This window comes from Methanosarcina sp. WH1, from assembly GCF_000970005.1.
Taxonomy (GTDB): Archaea; Halobacteriota; Methanosarcinia; order Methanosarcinales; family Methanosarcinaceae; genus Methanosarcina.
Window position 1 is genome coordinate 1,187,178 of sequence record NZ_CP009504.1, and the last position, 15,469, is coordinate 1,202,646.

At 44.1% G+C, this 15,469-nt stretch carries 6 protein-coding genes, 1 rRNA gene and 1 pseudogene; 3 read left to right on the forward strand and 5 right to left on the reverse strand.

The genetic code is table 11. The annotated features are described in order from the left end of the window. Positions 1–242 precede the first annotated feature (242 nt). The gene (locus MSWH1_RS05370) at positions 243–845 is read left to right on the forward strand and encodes a UPF0228 family protein (protein ID WP_048130249.1); all 603 of its coding nucleotides are present in this window, start codon (positions 243–245) and stop codon (positions 843–845) included. Positions 846–1,043: 198 nt separating this feature from the next. On the opposite strand, the pseudogene MSWH1_RS19885 reads toward MSWH1_RS05370, so the two are convergent. The 3 genes and pseudogenes from MSWH1_RS19885 to MSWH1_RS05390 form a co-directional block, all read right to left on the reverse strand. Beyond that, positions 1,044–1,548: pseudogene (locus tag MSWH1_RS19885) on the reverse strand (magnesium transporter); the annotation flags it as partial. A 1,093-nt stretch (positions 1,549–2,641) separates the two neighbouring features. Further along, positions 2,642–8,014, reverse strand: coding sequence for a tetratricopeptide repeat protein (locus MSWH1_RS05385; RefSeq protein WP_369798580.1), 5,373 nt, complete (start codon positions 8,012–8,014; stop codon positions 2,642–2,644). A gap of 593 nt (positions 8,015–8,607) precedes the next feature. Then, positions 8,608–9,132, reverse strand: a complete 525-nt coding sequence (locus MSWH1_RS05390) for an O-acetyl-ADP-ribose deacetylase (protein WP_048126770.1) — start codon at positions 9,130–9,132, stop codon at positions 8,608–8,610. A 402-nt stretch (positions 9,133–9,534) separates the two neighbouring features. Between MSWH1_RS05390 and mtaA the strand changes: the two genes are divergently transcribed. Continuing rightward, positions 9,535–10,554 carry a methylcobamide:CoM methyltransferase MtaA gene (mtaA, locus tag MSWH1_RS05395; protein WP_048126772.1) on the forward strand — a complete coding sequence of 340 codons (1,020 nt, stop codon included), beginning with the start codon at positions 9,535–9,537 and terminating at the stop codon, positions 10,552–10,554. Between the two features lie 236 nt (positions 10,555–10,790). Here the strand turns inward: mtaA and mtaB are convergent, their stop codons facing one another. Next, positions 10,791–12,176 carry a methanol--corrinoid protein co-methyltransferase MtaB gene (mtaB, locus tag MSWH1_RS05400; protein WP_048126773.1) on the reverse strand — a complete coding sequence of 462 codons (1,386 nt, stop codon included), beginning with the start codon at positions 12,174–12,176 and terminating at the stop codon, positions 10,791–10,793. 13 nt (positions 12,177–12,189) lie between these two features. Then, positions 12,190–12,972, reverse strand: a complete 783-nt coding sequence (gene mtaC / locus MSWH1_RS05405; protein WP_048126775.1) for a methanol--corrinoid protein MtaC — start codon at positions 12,970–12,972, stop codon at positions 12,190–12,192. A 973-nt stretch (positions 12,973–13,945) separates the two neighbouring features. On the opposite strand from mtaC, the gene MSWH1_RS05410 reads away from it, so the two are divergent. Continuing rightward, positions 13,946–15,423 (forward strand): 16S ribosomal RNA (locus MSWH1_RS05410). Positions 15,424–15,469 lie beyond the last annotated feature (46 nt).

Consider the following 15,469-nt stretch of genomic DNA (forward strand, 5'->3'; position numbering starts at 1 on the left):
AGGTTGAACATCAAAATACCAGTTAATTTGGCTTTTCCGGTTCTTTTATTGGGTCTGTTTCCAAGCTTTGAACCCTAAAAATCATCTAAAGTACCTTACCTAAAGTACCTTATTATGTATGTGTGCTTGATATAGTGCGCATATATTAGTTCCAGAAAAGATGTCTTTTGGAAAGTTGGATTGTCAATCCTATAAAAATGGATTTTGAGGGATTAAACTCCACAACTTCTGAAGTGGTTAATATGAGCAAAATCAATAAGGAAATTGTGATTTTTATTATTTTTCTAACTCTTTTAACGTTTTGGGGGTTATTTGTAAAAACACCGGTAGAGGATACGAAAACACAATATCCTGAATCAAAAGTAGGTGGTATGACTATTCAATTTAAAGATGGAATTTCTGAGTCCGAAGTAAAAGCCATTCTTCAACACTATAACATGACTCGGAACTATAGACTAACATATGACACTAATTATTCCGATATGGATTACTACATAATGGCAGACAAAGATAACTGGAGTGACATCAGAAGCGAACTTGTAACAGAGATGAAAGAGAATAATAAAAAAAATTGGACCCTATCTATACCTGCTCAAGTTATGAAAAAAGAAGATTATTACGTTCTTCCGGTCTCTGAACAAGCAGTAAAGGATGAAAAATTTCTTGCAATACTGGACAAATATAATATTAAAGTGGATAAATTTATCTGGTGTAAGATTCGTTTTCTTTATAGTGATGGTCCCCGGACTTATTGGATTCCGGAAGAGGATGCAATAAAAATAAAAAATGAAATGGAACAAAATGAAAATATTTTTTCGGTCCAGCTTAGTTACCTTTTTCCCTAATTTGACAGAATTGTAACTTATTGTCACATATTTGATTTTTTTCCATAATGTATTTCATCATAGACTTTTTGCACAGTAAGGAACACAAATCTTAGTTTTATGTGATCTCCCTGCCACAAGCCTGCAAAGCGTTAAAAAATCAATATCAGGCAAAATTGAAAGGTTATAGAATTTATAATGATAAACGTGTTGCCCGGATATGAAAAGGTAGCATACAGAGAATTGAAGGATTACTCCGGAAGTAAGAGCTGAAATCACACAGATGAGAATGAGCTTAAAGGCCCCCGCACTTTCAAAACCCAGGGCAAGGGTGACAAAATGCCCTAAAAACCCAAGAAAGATAGCCATTAAAAAACCCAGGAGTAAGGACCCTGAAATATTATTTGTCAGCTCAGGGTGTTCCTGTCGATGGAAGTGATAAGCCCCATATGGATTGCACTGCCGAGCCTTGAGCCGAGGGTCGAGGAAATGTTTCCGCGCAGCCCGAGCACGCCTGGATAAATAACAATCAGGCCGGGATCATCTCAAGTTCGCTGGTCATTCCTGAATAAATGATCTCTGCAATAACTCCCCCTACAGTCGCCATAAGCTCAAAAGGCAGCGCCTCACGTACTATTGAAGAGACACTCGCATACTCGCTGAGATATCTGTCTATATACTGAGATTCGAAGATATCTTCATCCCTGTGCGACTCGGAGGGCATGCGACTGTATTATACGCTGATTATATTAAAATAATGGGGAACTCTCTAAAAGAGAGTTAGTGTAAAATTTCTTTATTACATATGGAGACTTTCTTACAATGGATGATTCAGGTTTCATCTTGATCAGGTTTTTCAAAAAAGGCAGGATACTTCTCTCTTTATAGCTTTTTAGGTTCTTAATTCAATAGTTCTTTTTTAAGCGTTAATTGTGCTTTTTATGTGTTTTTTACAATAACCAGGTCTAAATTTAATAATACCCCTTCTAAGAATAGACTTTGATTGCTAATAGTTACTACACTTTAACTATTATAAACATTTGAATATGGGTTGGGGTAACATGTTCCTATATAGTTTCCCTCCAAATAATTAAACAATCAAATATTACGAATTAATTTCAAATTCATAACAAGTGTGAAAAAAGATTGTTCGATGGAATTGCCAGTAAACTTATAAAGAGTTAGATTTCAGAATTATGTCAACAAATCCGATGCACTCTCTGCAAATATTGTGTTCCAACGTAACTGCGTATATTGAGCCATTTTTTCGGGATAAGCTGTTGAGTTTCTTACAAGAGAATAAACTTACAAGAGAATAAACTTACAAGAGAATAAACTTACAAGAGAATAAACTTACAAGAGAATAAACTTACAAGAGAATAAACTTACAAGAGAATAAACTTACAAGAGAATAAACTTACAAGAGAATAAATTCTTCTGCTAACTATTAGTGTCAACATTGCTGTTCATATTAGAGCCTCAATTACCTGCACATTCTTTGTTTCATTGAGATACTAGTACCTATGACTTCTTCTGCCTGCATTGCTAAAACTCTCGTAAAAGTAATAGTATCGTGTGATGATTGGAAAGGGCATTTTGATGTTTATTAGAAGATCGAATCAGGATATGACCATCGTAAAAAATTTAAAATGCTCTTCTGTTTTTACATACCATGTTGCTTATAGAGGGGTGCGCTGGTATAACTTTCTTTTATCTTTTTGAAGGGCTGCCAGACAAGCTGGCAAAGGCACCTTATAGTGTTTAGAAAAAGGTTTGGAAAGACCCCTTCTCAGAAAGAATCTTCGCCTTTACGAGAATTAACAGGATTTCTCTTCATTTTCAAGGGACTTTAATACCTCAAGTTTTTTCTTCGCATCTGCCATATCCGGGTAGGCATGCAGGATTTCGTCAAAAGCCTTTATCGCTTCCCCGTATCTTTCCATCTTTCCGAGGATAACTCCTCTGTAGTTCATGGACTGGACGTCCTGAGGGTCTATCCTTAGCAGTTTTTCGAAGGCTTTCAGGGCTTCTTCATATTCTCCGGTTTTTGCAAGAGAGATGCCGAGGTATCTGAGGGATTGCTCGTGCCAGGGGTTGATGGCAAGAGCTTCTTTAAAAGCCCTGGCTGCGGTCTCATAGAGTTTCTGTTTGAAGCAGACCACTCCCACGTTGTAGATTGCCTTGATGTTGTCGGGATCTTTTTTAAGTACACCGTCAAAAGATCTGAGGGCTTCCCTGAACTGTTCAAGCATGCAAAAGGCAATTCCTTTGTAGTTCATGGCGTCGTAGTTCTCAGGGGAGATGTCAAGGATGCGGTCAAAGTATCCGAGGGACTCCTGGGCCCTGTTTAGCTTGATGAGGGTCGTGGCTGCGTTATAAAGGGCTTCTTCGTTTTTCGGGTTGAAAAGCGCGGCTTTTTCGAAGGCTTTCAGGGCATCTTTCGGGTTTTCAAGTTCAAGGAGGCAGAGCCCGAGGTAGTTCAGGCTTTCAGGGTCTTCAGGGAACGTTTCAAGCAGCTGTTCAAAGGTCCTGGCAGCTTCTTCATACTCTTCGAGGTTGAAGAGCACAAGAGCCATGTTATAAAGTGCTTCCCTGTGCGCAGGCTCACGTTCAAGAATCAGGTCAAATGCCTGCAGGGCTTTTTTGTAGTCCTGAAGTTCTATACTGGCAATTCCGAGCCTGTAGCAGGCTTCGGTGTAGTCCGGAAAGTCAGGGGCAAAGAGGAGTACCTTTTCAAGGTCTTTTGCAGCTTCTTCGAAGTTCAGGAGCTTGAAACTGGCTACTGCACGGCTGTAAAGGGCATCTGCGTTTTCAGGGTTCTGGACAATGGCTGAATCAAAGGCTTTCCGGGCCTCTTCGTATCTGCACAGCGCAAGAAGAGCAAGCCCTTTCTGTTCAAGGGCAGCTGTAAGGGCAGGGTTGAGTTCCAGAGCCTTCTCAAAAACTTCAACTGCTTCCTTATCCTGGTTAAGCCCCCTCAGGACAAGCCCGGTTAAGTACCACACATCTGCATCCATCGGCTTTTTCTCAAGGACCTTTTCAAAGGTCTCAAAGGCATCCTCATATCTTTCGGTTTTGAGCTGGGCAAGCCCCATTTTAGTCCAGGCGTCTTCTGATTCTGGATCACTTATTTTTGACTCATCAATTTTCGCCCCTTCGTACTGGTTTTCCATCACAGCCTGTTCAAAGGCTTCCAGGGCTTCTCTATAATGTTCCTGTGAAAACAGCACAAGGCCTATCCCATACCATGCTTTCTTAAAGGCCGGGTAAGTCTCAAGTATCTCTGAAAAGACCTCGAAGGCTTCTTCCTGCCTTCCGAGTTCCAGAAGCGTTATCCCTCTGCTGTAAAGAGTTTCTTTTGAAGCTAATCCGGCTCTTGCAAGCTCTTCAAGCGGTAACAGGGCTTCTTCATATTTCCCAAGTCCTATCAAGGCGGATGTAAATTTCTCAAGGAGCTCATGAGAGACCCGAGGGGTTTCTCCGGTGTTTCTTTCGTTTTTTTCTCCTCTACCTTCTTCGGTAGGGTTTTCAGTGGAGAATTCAAGAAGGGAATTTATTGCAGATATGGCTTCCTCTGGCTTCCCGAGTTCAAAAAGGGCAAGAGCTCTTTTTTGCAGGATTTCCGGGTCCTGTACTCCTGCCTTCAAGACAATATCAAAGGCTTCTACAGCTCTTGCATACTCTCCTGTTTCGAAACAAGAAAGCCCTGTATAATAGGGGATGTCAGGCTTCTGGCATCCAAGGTCAAGGGCTTTTTCAAATTCCTGCAGGGTTTCTTTGAAGTTTCCAAGCCTGAAAAGGGAAACAGCCCTTAGATATTGTAGATGTGCTTTTTTTGGGCAGTATTCCAGCGCCGTCTTAAAGGCTTCAGCTGCTTCCTCATACTTTTCTATTTCGAAAAGAGTATATCCTTTCTGGTCGAGGGCGTATATGCAGTCAGGCTTCAGTTTGAGGACAAGGTCAAAGACATCCAGAGCCTCCCGGATTTTTCCAAGGGCTTTTAAGGCAAGTCCCTTTCTGAAAAGGATAGTTTTTCTTCCCGGAGTCTTACTGAGAACCCTTTCAAATATATGCAGGGCTTCCTCGTAATGTCCCTGCTTGAAACAGGCAGTGCTCAGGTGTGCAAGGGCTTCAGTGTTTTCCGGGTCTCTGGCAAGAACTTCCTTAAAGCCTGATTCAGCTTCTTCATATCTTCCGAGCCTTAGCAGGGTAAGGTTCTTTTTGTATATAATGTCCTGGACTTTGCCCGGAGTCGTGTCTGAATTTTCAGGAGCGGTTTTAAGGGCTGCTTCAAGAGCTGACAGGGCATCTTCAAAGTCCCCAAGTTCAAAACAGGAAAGGCCCAGCTGGTAGTATATATCGTGTACATCCCGGAATGCCGGGTCAACTTCAAGGGCTTTTTTGAAAGCTCTGGCAGCTTTTTCATGTTTCCCGAGTTTTGAACAGGACAGCCCTATGAAGTGCCAGCCTTCTGCAAACTTCGGGTCCTGCTCGGTGAGCCTTAAAAAGACTTCAAGTGCCTCGGTGTACTGGCCGAGTTCGAAATGCTCAACCCCGAGCTTGAACTCTGCCTCTTCGAGCTTAAATTTAGTCTCTTCCCTGTCAGGGTCAAGTTCAAGCAGGTTTGAGAGGGCTTCAACTGCTTCTTTATGCCTTCTGAGTTCAAGGAAGCAAATTGCCCTGCTGTTCAGGGCTGAAAGGTTTTTCGGATCTCTTTCCAGCATTGCTTCAAAAGCTTCGAGAGCAGTTTCGTATTGCCCTGATTCAAAGAGGCAGGTTGCCCTGTATTCAAGGGTGCCGGAAAGTTCTGGGTTAAGGCGGAGAGCTGATTCAAAAGCCCTGGCTGCTTCTTCCTGCCTGTGCAGGTTCTGCAGGGTCAGGCCCCTGTAGTACCAGGTAACCCCGGAGTCCGGGCTTTTCTCAAGTACACTTTCAAAAGTTTCCAGGGCAGGGAGGAAGTTTCCTGAAGTCATCTGGGAAAAGCCCTTGAGGGTTCCGGCGTCTTCATAATCGGCGTCCCTTGTAATTACTTCATCAAAGGCTTTTACGGCATCCTCAAAGCGTTCCAGTTTCAGCAGGACAAGCCCTTTTCTGTACCAGGTTTCTTTTGATTCGGGGTTTTCAAACAGGATCTTTTCGAATGCCTGTAGGGCAGTTTCATATTTTCCGAGGTCCATTGCAAGCTTTCCTTTCCTGCACTGGATCTCCAGGTTTTCCGGATTCTTTGCAGCAAGCTTTTCAAAAGTCTCCAGGGCTTTTTCCAGCTCTCCAAGTTCCATCAGGGCAACCCCAAGGCTGTAGGCAAGGTCCGGATATTCGGGATTGAGGGAAACGACTTTTTCAAGGTATTCGAGGGCAGCTTCATTTCTCCCCAGTCTGAGCAGGGATATGCCTCTGTTGTAAAGAGAATCGAGATCTTCCGGGTTTGTTTTGAGGACTTCGTCAAAAGCTTTTTCGGCTTTTTCGTATTCTTCGGAGGCAAAAAGCAGGAGTCCCATATTTTTCCAGGCATCTTCAAAGTCAGGCCTGAGTTTTATTGCTTCTTCGAAGGCTTCCAGGGCTTCTTTGGATTTTCCAAGTTTTCCGAGTACTATTCCTTTCTTGTTCCAGCCCTTCTCAAGATAGGGGTTCAGCCGCAAGCCTTCCTTAAAGGCTTCGAGGGCTTCTTCATAACGTTCCAGGGAATAGAGGACAAAACCTTTGTTCATCCAGCAGATTTCGTCTTCAGGCTTCAGATCTGCGGCATTTTCAAGAGCCTTCAGGGAAGGCTCAAGTTTCCCGTTGTCGAGGAGAATGAGCCCTTTTTGAAGCCACAGGTTATAGTTTTGCGGGTCCTTTTCAAGGCTTTTCGTAAGGGACTCCAGTGCATCTTCGAAGCGTCCGAGCCCTATAAGCACTGTGCCCCTGAACTTCTGGGCTTCGATAAAATCAGGGTCATGTTCAAGCAGGTTGTCAAAGATTTCAAGAGCTTCTTCATATTTTCCTGTCCTGGTAAGCAGGCGCCCCTGCTGGAACCATGCGTCCGTATTGGTTGGGTCAAGTTCCGTAACCCGGGCAAAGGACCGGGCAGCTTCCGTAAAGTTCTGCAGTTTCAAAAGAGCAAGTGCCCTGTTGTACCAGATTTCCTTCATATCAGGATAGGTTTCAAGTACGGAATCAAAGGCTTCTAGGGCTTCTTCGTATGCCTCAAGTTTCATGAGTGCAAAGCACTTATAATTCCAGGCTTCAAAATAAGCCGGGTCCAGTCGGATGGCTTCTTCAAAAGCCTTAATGGCTTCATTAAGCCTGAGCAGTTGCACAAGAGCGAAACCTTTCCTGCACCAGGCTTCTCTGTGTCCGGGGTTGAGCTTCAATACTTTTGAAAAGGTTTTTTCTGCGTCCTCGTACCTCGAAAGTTCGTTTAAAAGGATGGCCTTGTGGTAGAGGACAGCTTCACTTACAGGGAACTTCTTTAAAAAAGCATCGAGGGACTGTAGAGCTTCTTCTTTTTTCCCTAACTTTGCAAGGATAAGACATTTCTGTTCAAGGACATTCGTATCTTTGGGGTTTTTCTGGATAAGGGAATCAAAGCATTCAAGTGCGTTTTCGTATTTTTCAAGCTTTGCAAGAATCAGGCCTTTTGCATAGCAGGCTTCTGAGTTTCCAGGGTTTATTTCAAGTGCACGCCCAAAATTCTCCAGGGCTTCTTCGTACCTGTCTACTTTTCCGGCTACTGTACCCATTGCACACCAGGCGGCTGTATACTCAGGCTTAAGTTCAAGGGCTTTTTCAAAGCAGAGGATTGAAGCTTCAATTCTCTCTATTTCGGCAAAAGCAAGCCCCCTCATATACCAGGTTTCAGGGGTATCCGGGGAAATCTCAAGTGCATTTTCATAGGCTTCAAGTGCTTCTTCAAATCTCTCGAGAATGGCAAGAGAGGTTCCTTTTCTATAGAGGGCGTCGGAGTTCCCGGGTTCAAGCTGCAGGACTTTATTAAATGAATTGAGGGCTTCCTGGGGTTTTTCAGTTTCAAGGAGAGCAAGCCCTTTGTTGAAATGGGCTTCCTTATGATTAGGATTTTTATCCAAAATTTTATTGAATGTATTAATGGCTTTTTCATATTTTTTGCGTTTAACCAGGTCAAGGCCTCTTTGAAAGGCTTCATCGTGAATGATAATTATTCCTCCGATTCCCTTTTTTCGCGGTATAATCCTGCAGGCTCATTTGAGTTTTATGTTAATGTTTTCCTTTTAGTGCGTATTTTTTTCGGGTATGTACACCAATAAACTGCGCCGGTGAATATGCCTCGATAGACTTGCATTGATGAGTATTATGCTGATAAGTTATCTTGATGAGTATTATGCTGATAAGCTATACTGATAAGTATTATGCTGATAAGTTATCTTGATGAGTATTATGCTGATAAGTTATCTTGATGAGTATTATGCTGATAAGCTATACTGATAAGTATTACTGATATGTGTTGCCGATAAATGTTACTGATGGGGATTACTGGTAAATTTTCATTACATTAAATATTTTTATATATGAAATTTTTTTATATTTTTCCTGTATTACAAAGTCCGGTATTCTTTGTTCAGGTAAGTTGTTATCGGTTATTAGGAATTTACTGTCATTGTAATTTTTATTTAGAACCTATTTTTCTAACATACTATATAAATAATCTCCCATAAGTGAATGTGGGAACAAACTTTTAAAATTTGTTTTTTGTGAATTGTTTCTTCGCAGACAGTTTACAGTCTAAAAAAAGGTATATAAATATATTCTAAATTTAAATTATCTTTTAAAGATTCCTCTCAAGGGCTTTTTTGATGCTTTTGCAAGCTTCCTTATTGTAGCAGACAAGCAAAACAATTTCAGGCAGCTCATTTTTTAGAAGAAACTCCTTTACCTGAGAAACTGCAATCCCGGCTGCCCTTTCGGAAGGAAAACTGTATGCTCCTGTGCTTATGGCTGGAAAAGCAATTGTTTTTATTTTATGTTCTCTTGCAAGCTCAAGACTCTTCCTGTAGCAGGAAGCCAGAAGTTCATCTTCTCTTCCCCTTCCTCCCTGCCATACAGGACCAACGGTATGTATAATGTATTTTGCAGGTAGTTTGTATCCTTTTGTAATCTTTGCCTCTCCTGTGGGACAACCGTTAAGTGTTCTACACTCTTCCAGCAGCCTGGGGCCTGCAGCCCCGTGGATAGCTCCGTCTACTCCCCCGCCTCCGAGAAGTGTATTGTTTGCAGCATTAACAATGGCATCAGCTTCTATTTTCACGATATTTCCTTCGAATATCCTTATTCTATCCGAATTTAGTTTCATAATCTCCCAAACAATGATATAGCATAAAACATAGATTATACTAGTCAGTCCGAAAACGGGGATTTCGGTGACCAGCAGGCTCAATTGCCCACTTAAAAAGCTCTAAAATATCTTATATGCCTCTGGGGGTTACCGAGGTAATCCTGCTACGAATTTGATCTGAACGATCACAAAATCTGAAAGATCAAATGTATTATGACTTAAATTAACCAGTATAGTTAAAATTAACCAGTATAGTTAATATTAACCAGTATAGCTAAAATTAACCAGTGGCTAAAACAAACCGAGCCAGAATATTTTTTAGACACATTTCTAATTTCTTAATCCTGGCTAATTTCTTAACCCTGGCTATATAAAGCAAGTGATGTAAATATCTGAATAATTTCAATGGGGAGACTAACTATGAGTAACATGACACTTAAGGAGAGACTTTTAAACACATTAGAAGGAAAGCAAGTTGACAAAGTGCCTGTTTGTTCCGTGACCCAGACAGGGATTGTAGAATTAATGGATGAAGTGGGAGCTCCCTGGCCGGAATCCCACTCTGACTCCGAGCTTATGGCAAAGCTGGCAATCGCCAACCATGAGATCAGTGGGCTTGAAGCTGTAAGGATTCCCTACTGCCTTACTGTTCTGGTCGAAGCCATGGGCTGTGAGATTAACATGGGTACCAAAAACAGGCAGCCCTCTGTTACCGGTCATCCCTACCCTAAAGACCTTGAAGGTGCAGTAATCCCTGCAGACCTCCTGCAGAAAGGCAGAATTCCAACCGTACTTGAAGCAATCAAGATCATCAGGGAAAAAGTAGGTCCTGACGTTCCAATCATCGGCGGAATGGAAGGTCCTATCACAATTGCTTCCGACATTATAAGTGTAAAAACCTTTATGAAATGGTCCATCAAAAAACCTAACCTCTTTGAACAGGCTCTGGACCTCGCAACCGAATCTTCAATCATCTATGCAAACGCAATGGTCGAAGCAGGTGCAGACATTATTGCCATTGCAGATCCCGTTGCCTCTCCTGACCTCATGAGCCCTGACTCCTTCAAGCAGTATCTCCAGCCAAGGCTGCAGAAGTTCTCTGCCGGTGTGAACTCGGTTACAGTCCTGCATATTTGTGGAAACGTGAACGCAATCCTCGACTATATGGCAGACTGCGGCTTTGAAGGTCTCAGCGTTGAAGAAAAAATAGGCAGTGTGAAGAAGGCAAAGGAAGTCATCGGAACCAGAGCAAGGTTGATAGGAAACATCTCCAGTCCTTTCACCCTGCTGCCCGGCCCTGTTGACAAGATCAAAACCGAATCCAAGCAGGCTCTTGCAGACGGTATTGATGTGCTCGCACCGGGCTGTGGAATTGCACCCATGACCCCACTCGAGAACATAAAAGCCATGGTTGCAGCAAGAGACGAATATTACGCTTGAAGAATAAGCTAAAATATTGAATTTTTTTTCAATTTTTAATTTTTATTTTTGGTGCTCTCTTTTTTCTTGGTTGGTATTTATTCTGAGATACCTGTAAATGACGTCTCAAGTTTATTTTTAGAATATCCGCCATGTAGCTGGGGACAACCTATATGCTTCCGGCTAAAATGATTCGGGATACATGAAAAATCCTTAAAAAAGATAAAAAAGAAAAGAAAAAAGAAGAACAACCCCGTTTAGAGGCCGTAGTTCTCCGGCAGGAAGACTTTGACTTCCTTCTTATATTTGTCCAGGCAGTCACTCATGAACTTGTCTTTGTCATCGGTAAGGGCCTCAAAAGCAGCTTTTGAATTTGCAAGGGCTGTGGCTTCGAACCTTGAGAGGGAAAGTTTGCCCTTTGCTCCTTCTTCGACGATTTTGATGGTTTCGAGAGCGGCGTTCTTGGCACGGAGGTATATGTTGTTTCCGTCCTTTGCGATTGCCTGCCCTACTCTGTAGGCGTGCGGGTATGCGAGGACGTAGCCCTGCGGGTCTCTGTATATGTCGGATGCTACGAACATGTCCCTGAGCACCTTCTCGTTGCCTGACTGGAGGGCGACGTTCATGAGGGTGCAGTCATATGACAGGGTTTCTCCCCAGCACTGCACAGTAGTACCGCCGAATTCTCCGTGGTATTCCACGGATTCGTTGGACCAGAGATCACAGCACTGCATAACAATGTTCCCCATAAGGTCTGAGTGGGCACAGGTTGAGGTCTTACCTTCCTGAGCAATCGGAACACCTGAAATGGACTTTACAATTGTATTTTCGTATCCGCAGTCCTTTCCTGGACCAACGGCACCGCATTCGTAACCAACGAGGGTCCTTGCTGCAGAAATTGACCTTGCAATGATTGCAATTGTATGAGCCAGGTTCTTGTCAAGCAGGCCGCCTGCTATGAACATTGCAGTGTTTGCCTGGGCACAGTCCGTGTCACCAGATGCGACAGTTCCGGTCTTCTTTGCAATTGCTGCAATATCTTGCCATATCATCTCCATGTCCATGGAGCCGAGTACGCCAATACCGAAGAGGATACCTGCCATGTCGTTCCTGAGAATGGAGTAGTCAAATACTTCTTTTCCACCCATTGACTCAACGGCAAGCAGATCAGCCCCTGATTCTGCACACTGCTCAAAAGACTCAAGGAAGATTGGGTATTTGTCTCCTCTGAGTTTGAGGAAGTCACGATCTTCACGGATGTCCCCTGGTGTGTGTCTCAGTGCACATTTGATTCCGTATTCGTCGTGGTAGTTCTCCATGATCGTTTTTTGGGCATGGGCAACTTCTGCTCCCCAGGAGGGGTTGTTTGTCATCTGCTGGACGTGTTCGGTTTCAAGCACTACGGATGGAGCTCCTATCTGCACCATCCTTGCCATAATATCGGTTGTGATCCTTTCGTATTCCTTTATGAGTTTTTCCTTGGATGCGCCTGCTTCCGGTCTGGGAGCATAGTTCACTTCAGGGGTTGTGTATCCGGCGCCGATTTCAAGTCCCAGTCCTGCTTTGACGGGCTTGACAGCTTTTCCGAAGACCATATCATCAGCCTTTGCATAAGCCATTTTAGTGAATCTGGTTACTGCCATTTACTCCACCTCCTCAGTGTTTATGGAATTTCTCCCTCAATTTAACGATGTTGTCTCCATGGGCCTTGATGAAATCTGCCATCTTCGGGGCATCAGATGCTTCTTCACCGTACACTCCAAGCTCATACTGGGACACGAAGTCCTGGTTCACAGCGCCGCCTCCACATGCAAAGGGAATCCTGTAGCCTTTCTCCATGAGCTTGTCATTGATCTCCTTAAAGGCATACATGGTTGTGGTCATGAGGGCCGTACCTGTTAGCATCAGAGGGTCTTCCTTTTCCACGGTATCTATGACTTCATCGACAGGAACATCTCTTCCAAGGTCTACTACATCATATCCGTTTGCTCTTAACAGTGCGACCACAATGTTCTTGCCGATGTCGTGCACGTCACCTTCTGCGACGTGGCAGATGATTTTTCCTTTGACTTCAGGCGATTTCCCGGCCTTTTTCTTAAGGAATTCGATACCTTCAAGCATGGCGTCAGCAGACATCATGACGTTTGGCAGGAAAATGACTCCATCATCGTAAAGTTTGGAAACAACACCCATTCCTACCATCAAAGAATCATTGATTAAGGAAATCGGGTCCTTTCCTGAGTCGATAGCTTTCTGCAGCCCTTCTACAACATCATCTTCTTCTCCCTCGAAGATGGCTTTTGCAACAGGGTAACTTGTCGGGTCCTTTGGATAAAGCTCTTCTGCGGCATCTTCTGGTGTCATTTCTTTTTCTAATTGTACGTTGTAACGAACCAGAATGCCACTGGGATCTATATCTATCAAATATTTAACCTCCATTTTAGCATTTGAGGAGCAACCAATCCCTGGTTGTTTACAGGACAAAAGCCGGGTTAAAACTAACAGGTCCCTAAAAAGATCTTAAATAGGTAGATGCCCACTAACTCCCCATTTTTTACATAAAGACAACTAACCGTGATCTAAATAGGTCTATATTATATTCCCAATTTCTTCCCAATTTCTTAAAGGGACTTCTAACTCCCCTGTATTTTAATGTGATTTGGTATATATAAAACTCACTGATCACATTTAAGGTTATCAGACTGAAAACAGGCACTGTCCCCTCCTCTTTGCCACTCTCTTTTGTATTCTTCTTTGTATTCTGTTTTGTCGGACGGTCTGTTTAGCTCAGGAATAGTTGACTTTCTGCTTTATATTTCCAGGATCAATTCTAATCCTCTTAAACTGATTATCTGGGAAAGTTACCAAAAAGTATTTATCCAAGCACTGCATTTAGGAGCTTCCCTGATCAGGAGAGATCAGGCGGCAATAAGCTTGTAGGTTTATGGCAAAATTACTTTTGCAATAAAATCTTTATGCAAGTAAATTGCTTGACAAAAAGCTTTATATACAAGAAACGTCTTGTATGTATCCCTCACACAGCAATTGTGCGAGACTCGCCTGCTACCGATCTTTGGAGATTGGAGCTGCAGTGTCTCTGTGAATTCATGCAAAATTCGTTTTGCGCTGGATTTGCTTTGAAAAACTGCGGGGTGGGAAAAAGCTTATATACAAGAAATACCTTGTATGAATCCCTCACACAGAGTAAATGTGTGGGTTGATATTCAAAATCTCTTTCATCTTTTAATGGAGACAGGAGTTATTTCCTGTCTGACGAGGATTTGTCGGTTCGGTTAATTCTGGGTGATAGATGTTTTTTCAAATATCTATCGCGAAATGAACTAACTGAATTAGATAGTTGTTAGTGCAAGTTTCTGCGACCAAGACCTTTAATTTCAAGTGTGCTATAACAATTCTGGTTGATCCTGCCAGAGGTTACTGCTATCGGTGTTCGTCTAAGCCATGCGAGTCATATGTTCTTCGTGAACATGGCGTACTGCTCAGTAACACGTGGATAACCTGCCCTTGGGTCCGGCATAACCCCGGGAAACTGGGGATAATTCCGGATACCGCATATCTGCTGGAATGCTTTATGCGTCAAATGGATTCGTCTGCCCAAGGATGGATCTGCGGCCTATCAGGTAGTAGTGGGTGTAATGTACCTACTAGCCAACGACGGGTACGGGTTGTGAGAGCAAGAGCCCGGAGATGGATTCTGAGACATGAATCCAGGCCCTACGGGGCGCAGCAGGCGCGAAAACTTTACAATGCGGGAAACCGTGATAAGGGGACACCGAGTGCCAGCATCATATGCTGGCTGTCCGGGTGTTTAAACTACACCTGTTAGCAAGGGCCGGGCAAGACCGGTGCCAGCCGCCGCGGTAACACCGGCGGCCCGAGTGGTGATCGTGATTATTGGGTCTAAAGGGTCCGTAGCCGGTTTGGTCAGTCCTCCGGGAAATCTGATAGCTTAACTATTAGGCTTTCGGGGGATACTGCCAGGCTTGGAACCGGGAGAGGTAAGAGGTACTACAGGGGTAGGAGTGAAATCTTGTAATCCCTGTGGGACCACCTGTGGCGAAGGCGTCTTACCAGAACGGGTTCGACGGTGAGGGACGAAAGCTGGGGGCACGAACCGGATTAGATACCCGGGTAGTCCCAGCCGTAAACGATGCTCGCTAGGTGTCAGGCATGGCGCGACCGTGTCTGGTGCCGCAGGGAAGCCGTGAAGCGAGCCACCTGGGAAGTACGGCCGCAAGGCTGAAACTTAAAGGAATTGGCGGGGGAGCACAACAACGGGTGGAGCCTGCGGTTTAATTGGACTCAACGCCGGACAACTCACCGGGGGCGACAGCAATATGTAGGCCAAGCTGAAGACTTTGCCTGAATCGCTGAGAGGAGGTGCATGGCCGTCGCCAGTTCGTACTGTGAAGCATCCTGTTAAGTCAGGCAACGAGCGAGACCCGTGCCCACTGTTACCAGCATGTCCTCCGGGACGATGGGTACTCTGTGGGGACCGCCGGTGTTAAATCGGAGGAAGGTGCGGGCCACGGTAGGTCAGTATGCCCCGAATCTCCCGGGCTACACGCGGGCTACAATGGATGGGACAATGGGTCCCTCCCCCGAAAGGGGCTGGTAATCTCACAAACCCATCCGTAGTTCGGATCGAGGGCTGTAACTCGCCCTCGTGAAGCTGGAATCCGTAGTAATCGCGTTTCAATATAGCGCGGTGAATACGTCCCTGCTCCTTGCACACACCGCCCGTCAAACCACCCGAGTGAGGTATGGGTGAGGGCACGGACTCTGTGCCGTGTTCGAACCTGAATTTTGCAAGGGGGGTTAAGTCGTAACAAGGTAGCCGTAGGGGAATCTGCGGCTGGATCACCTCCTAAGCTAAAAACACTATCACCCAGATGCCGATAAACCGTACAAATCC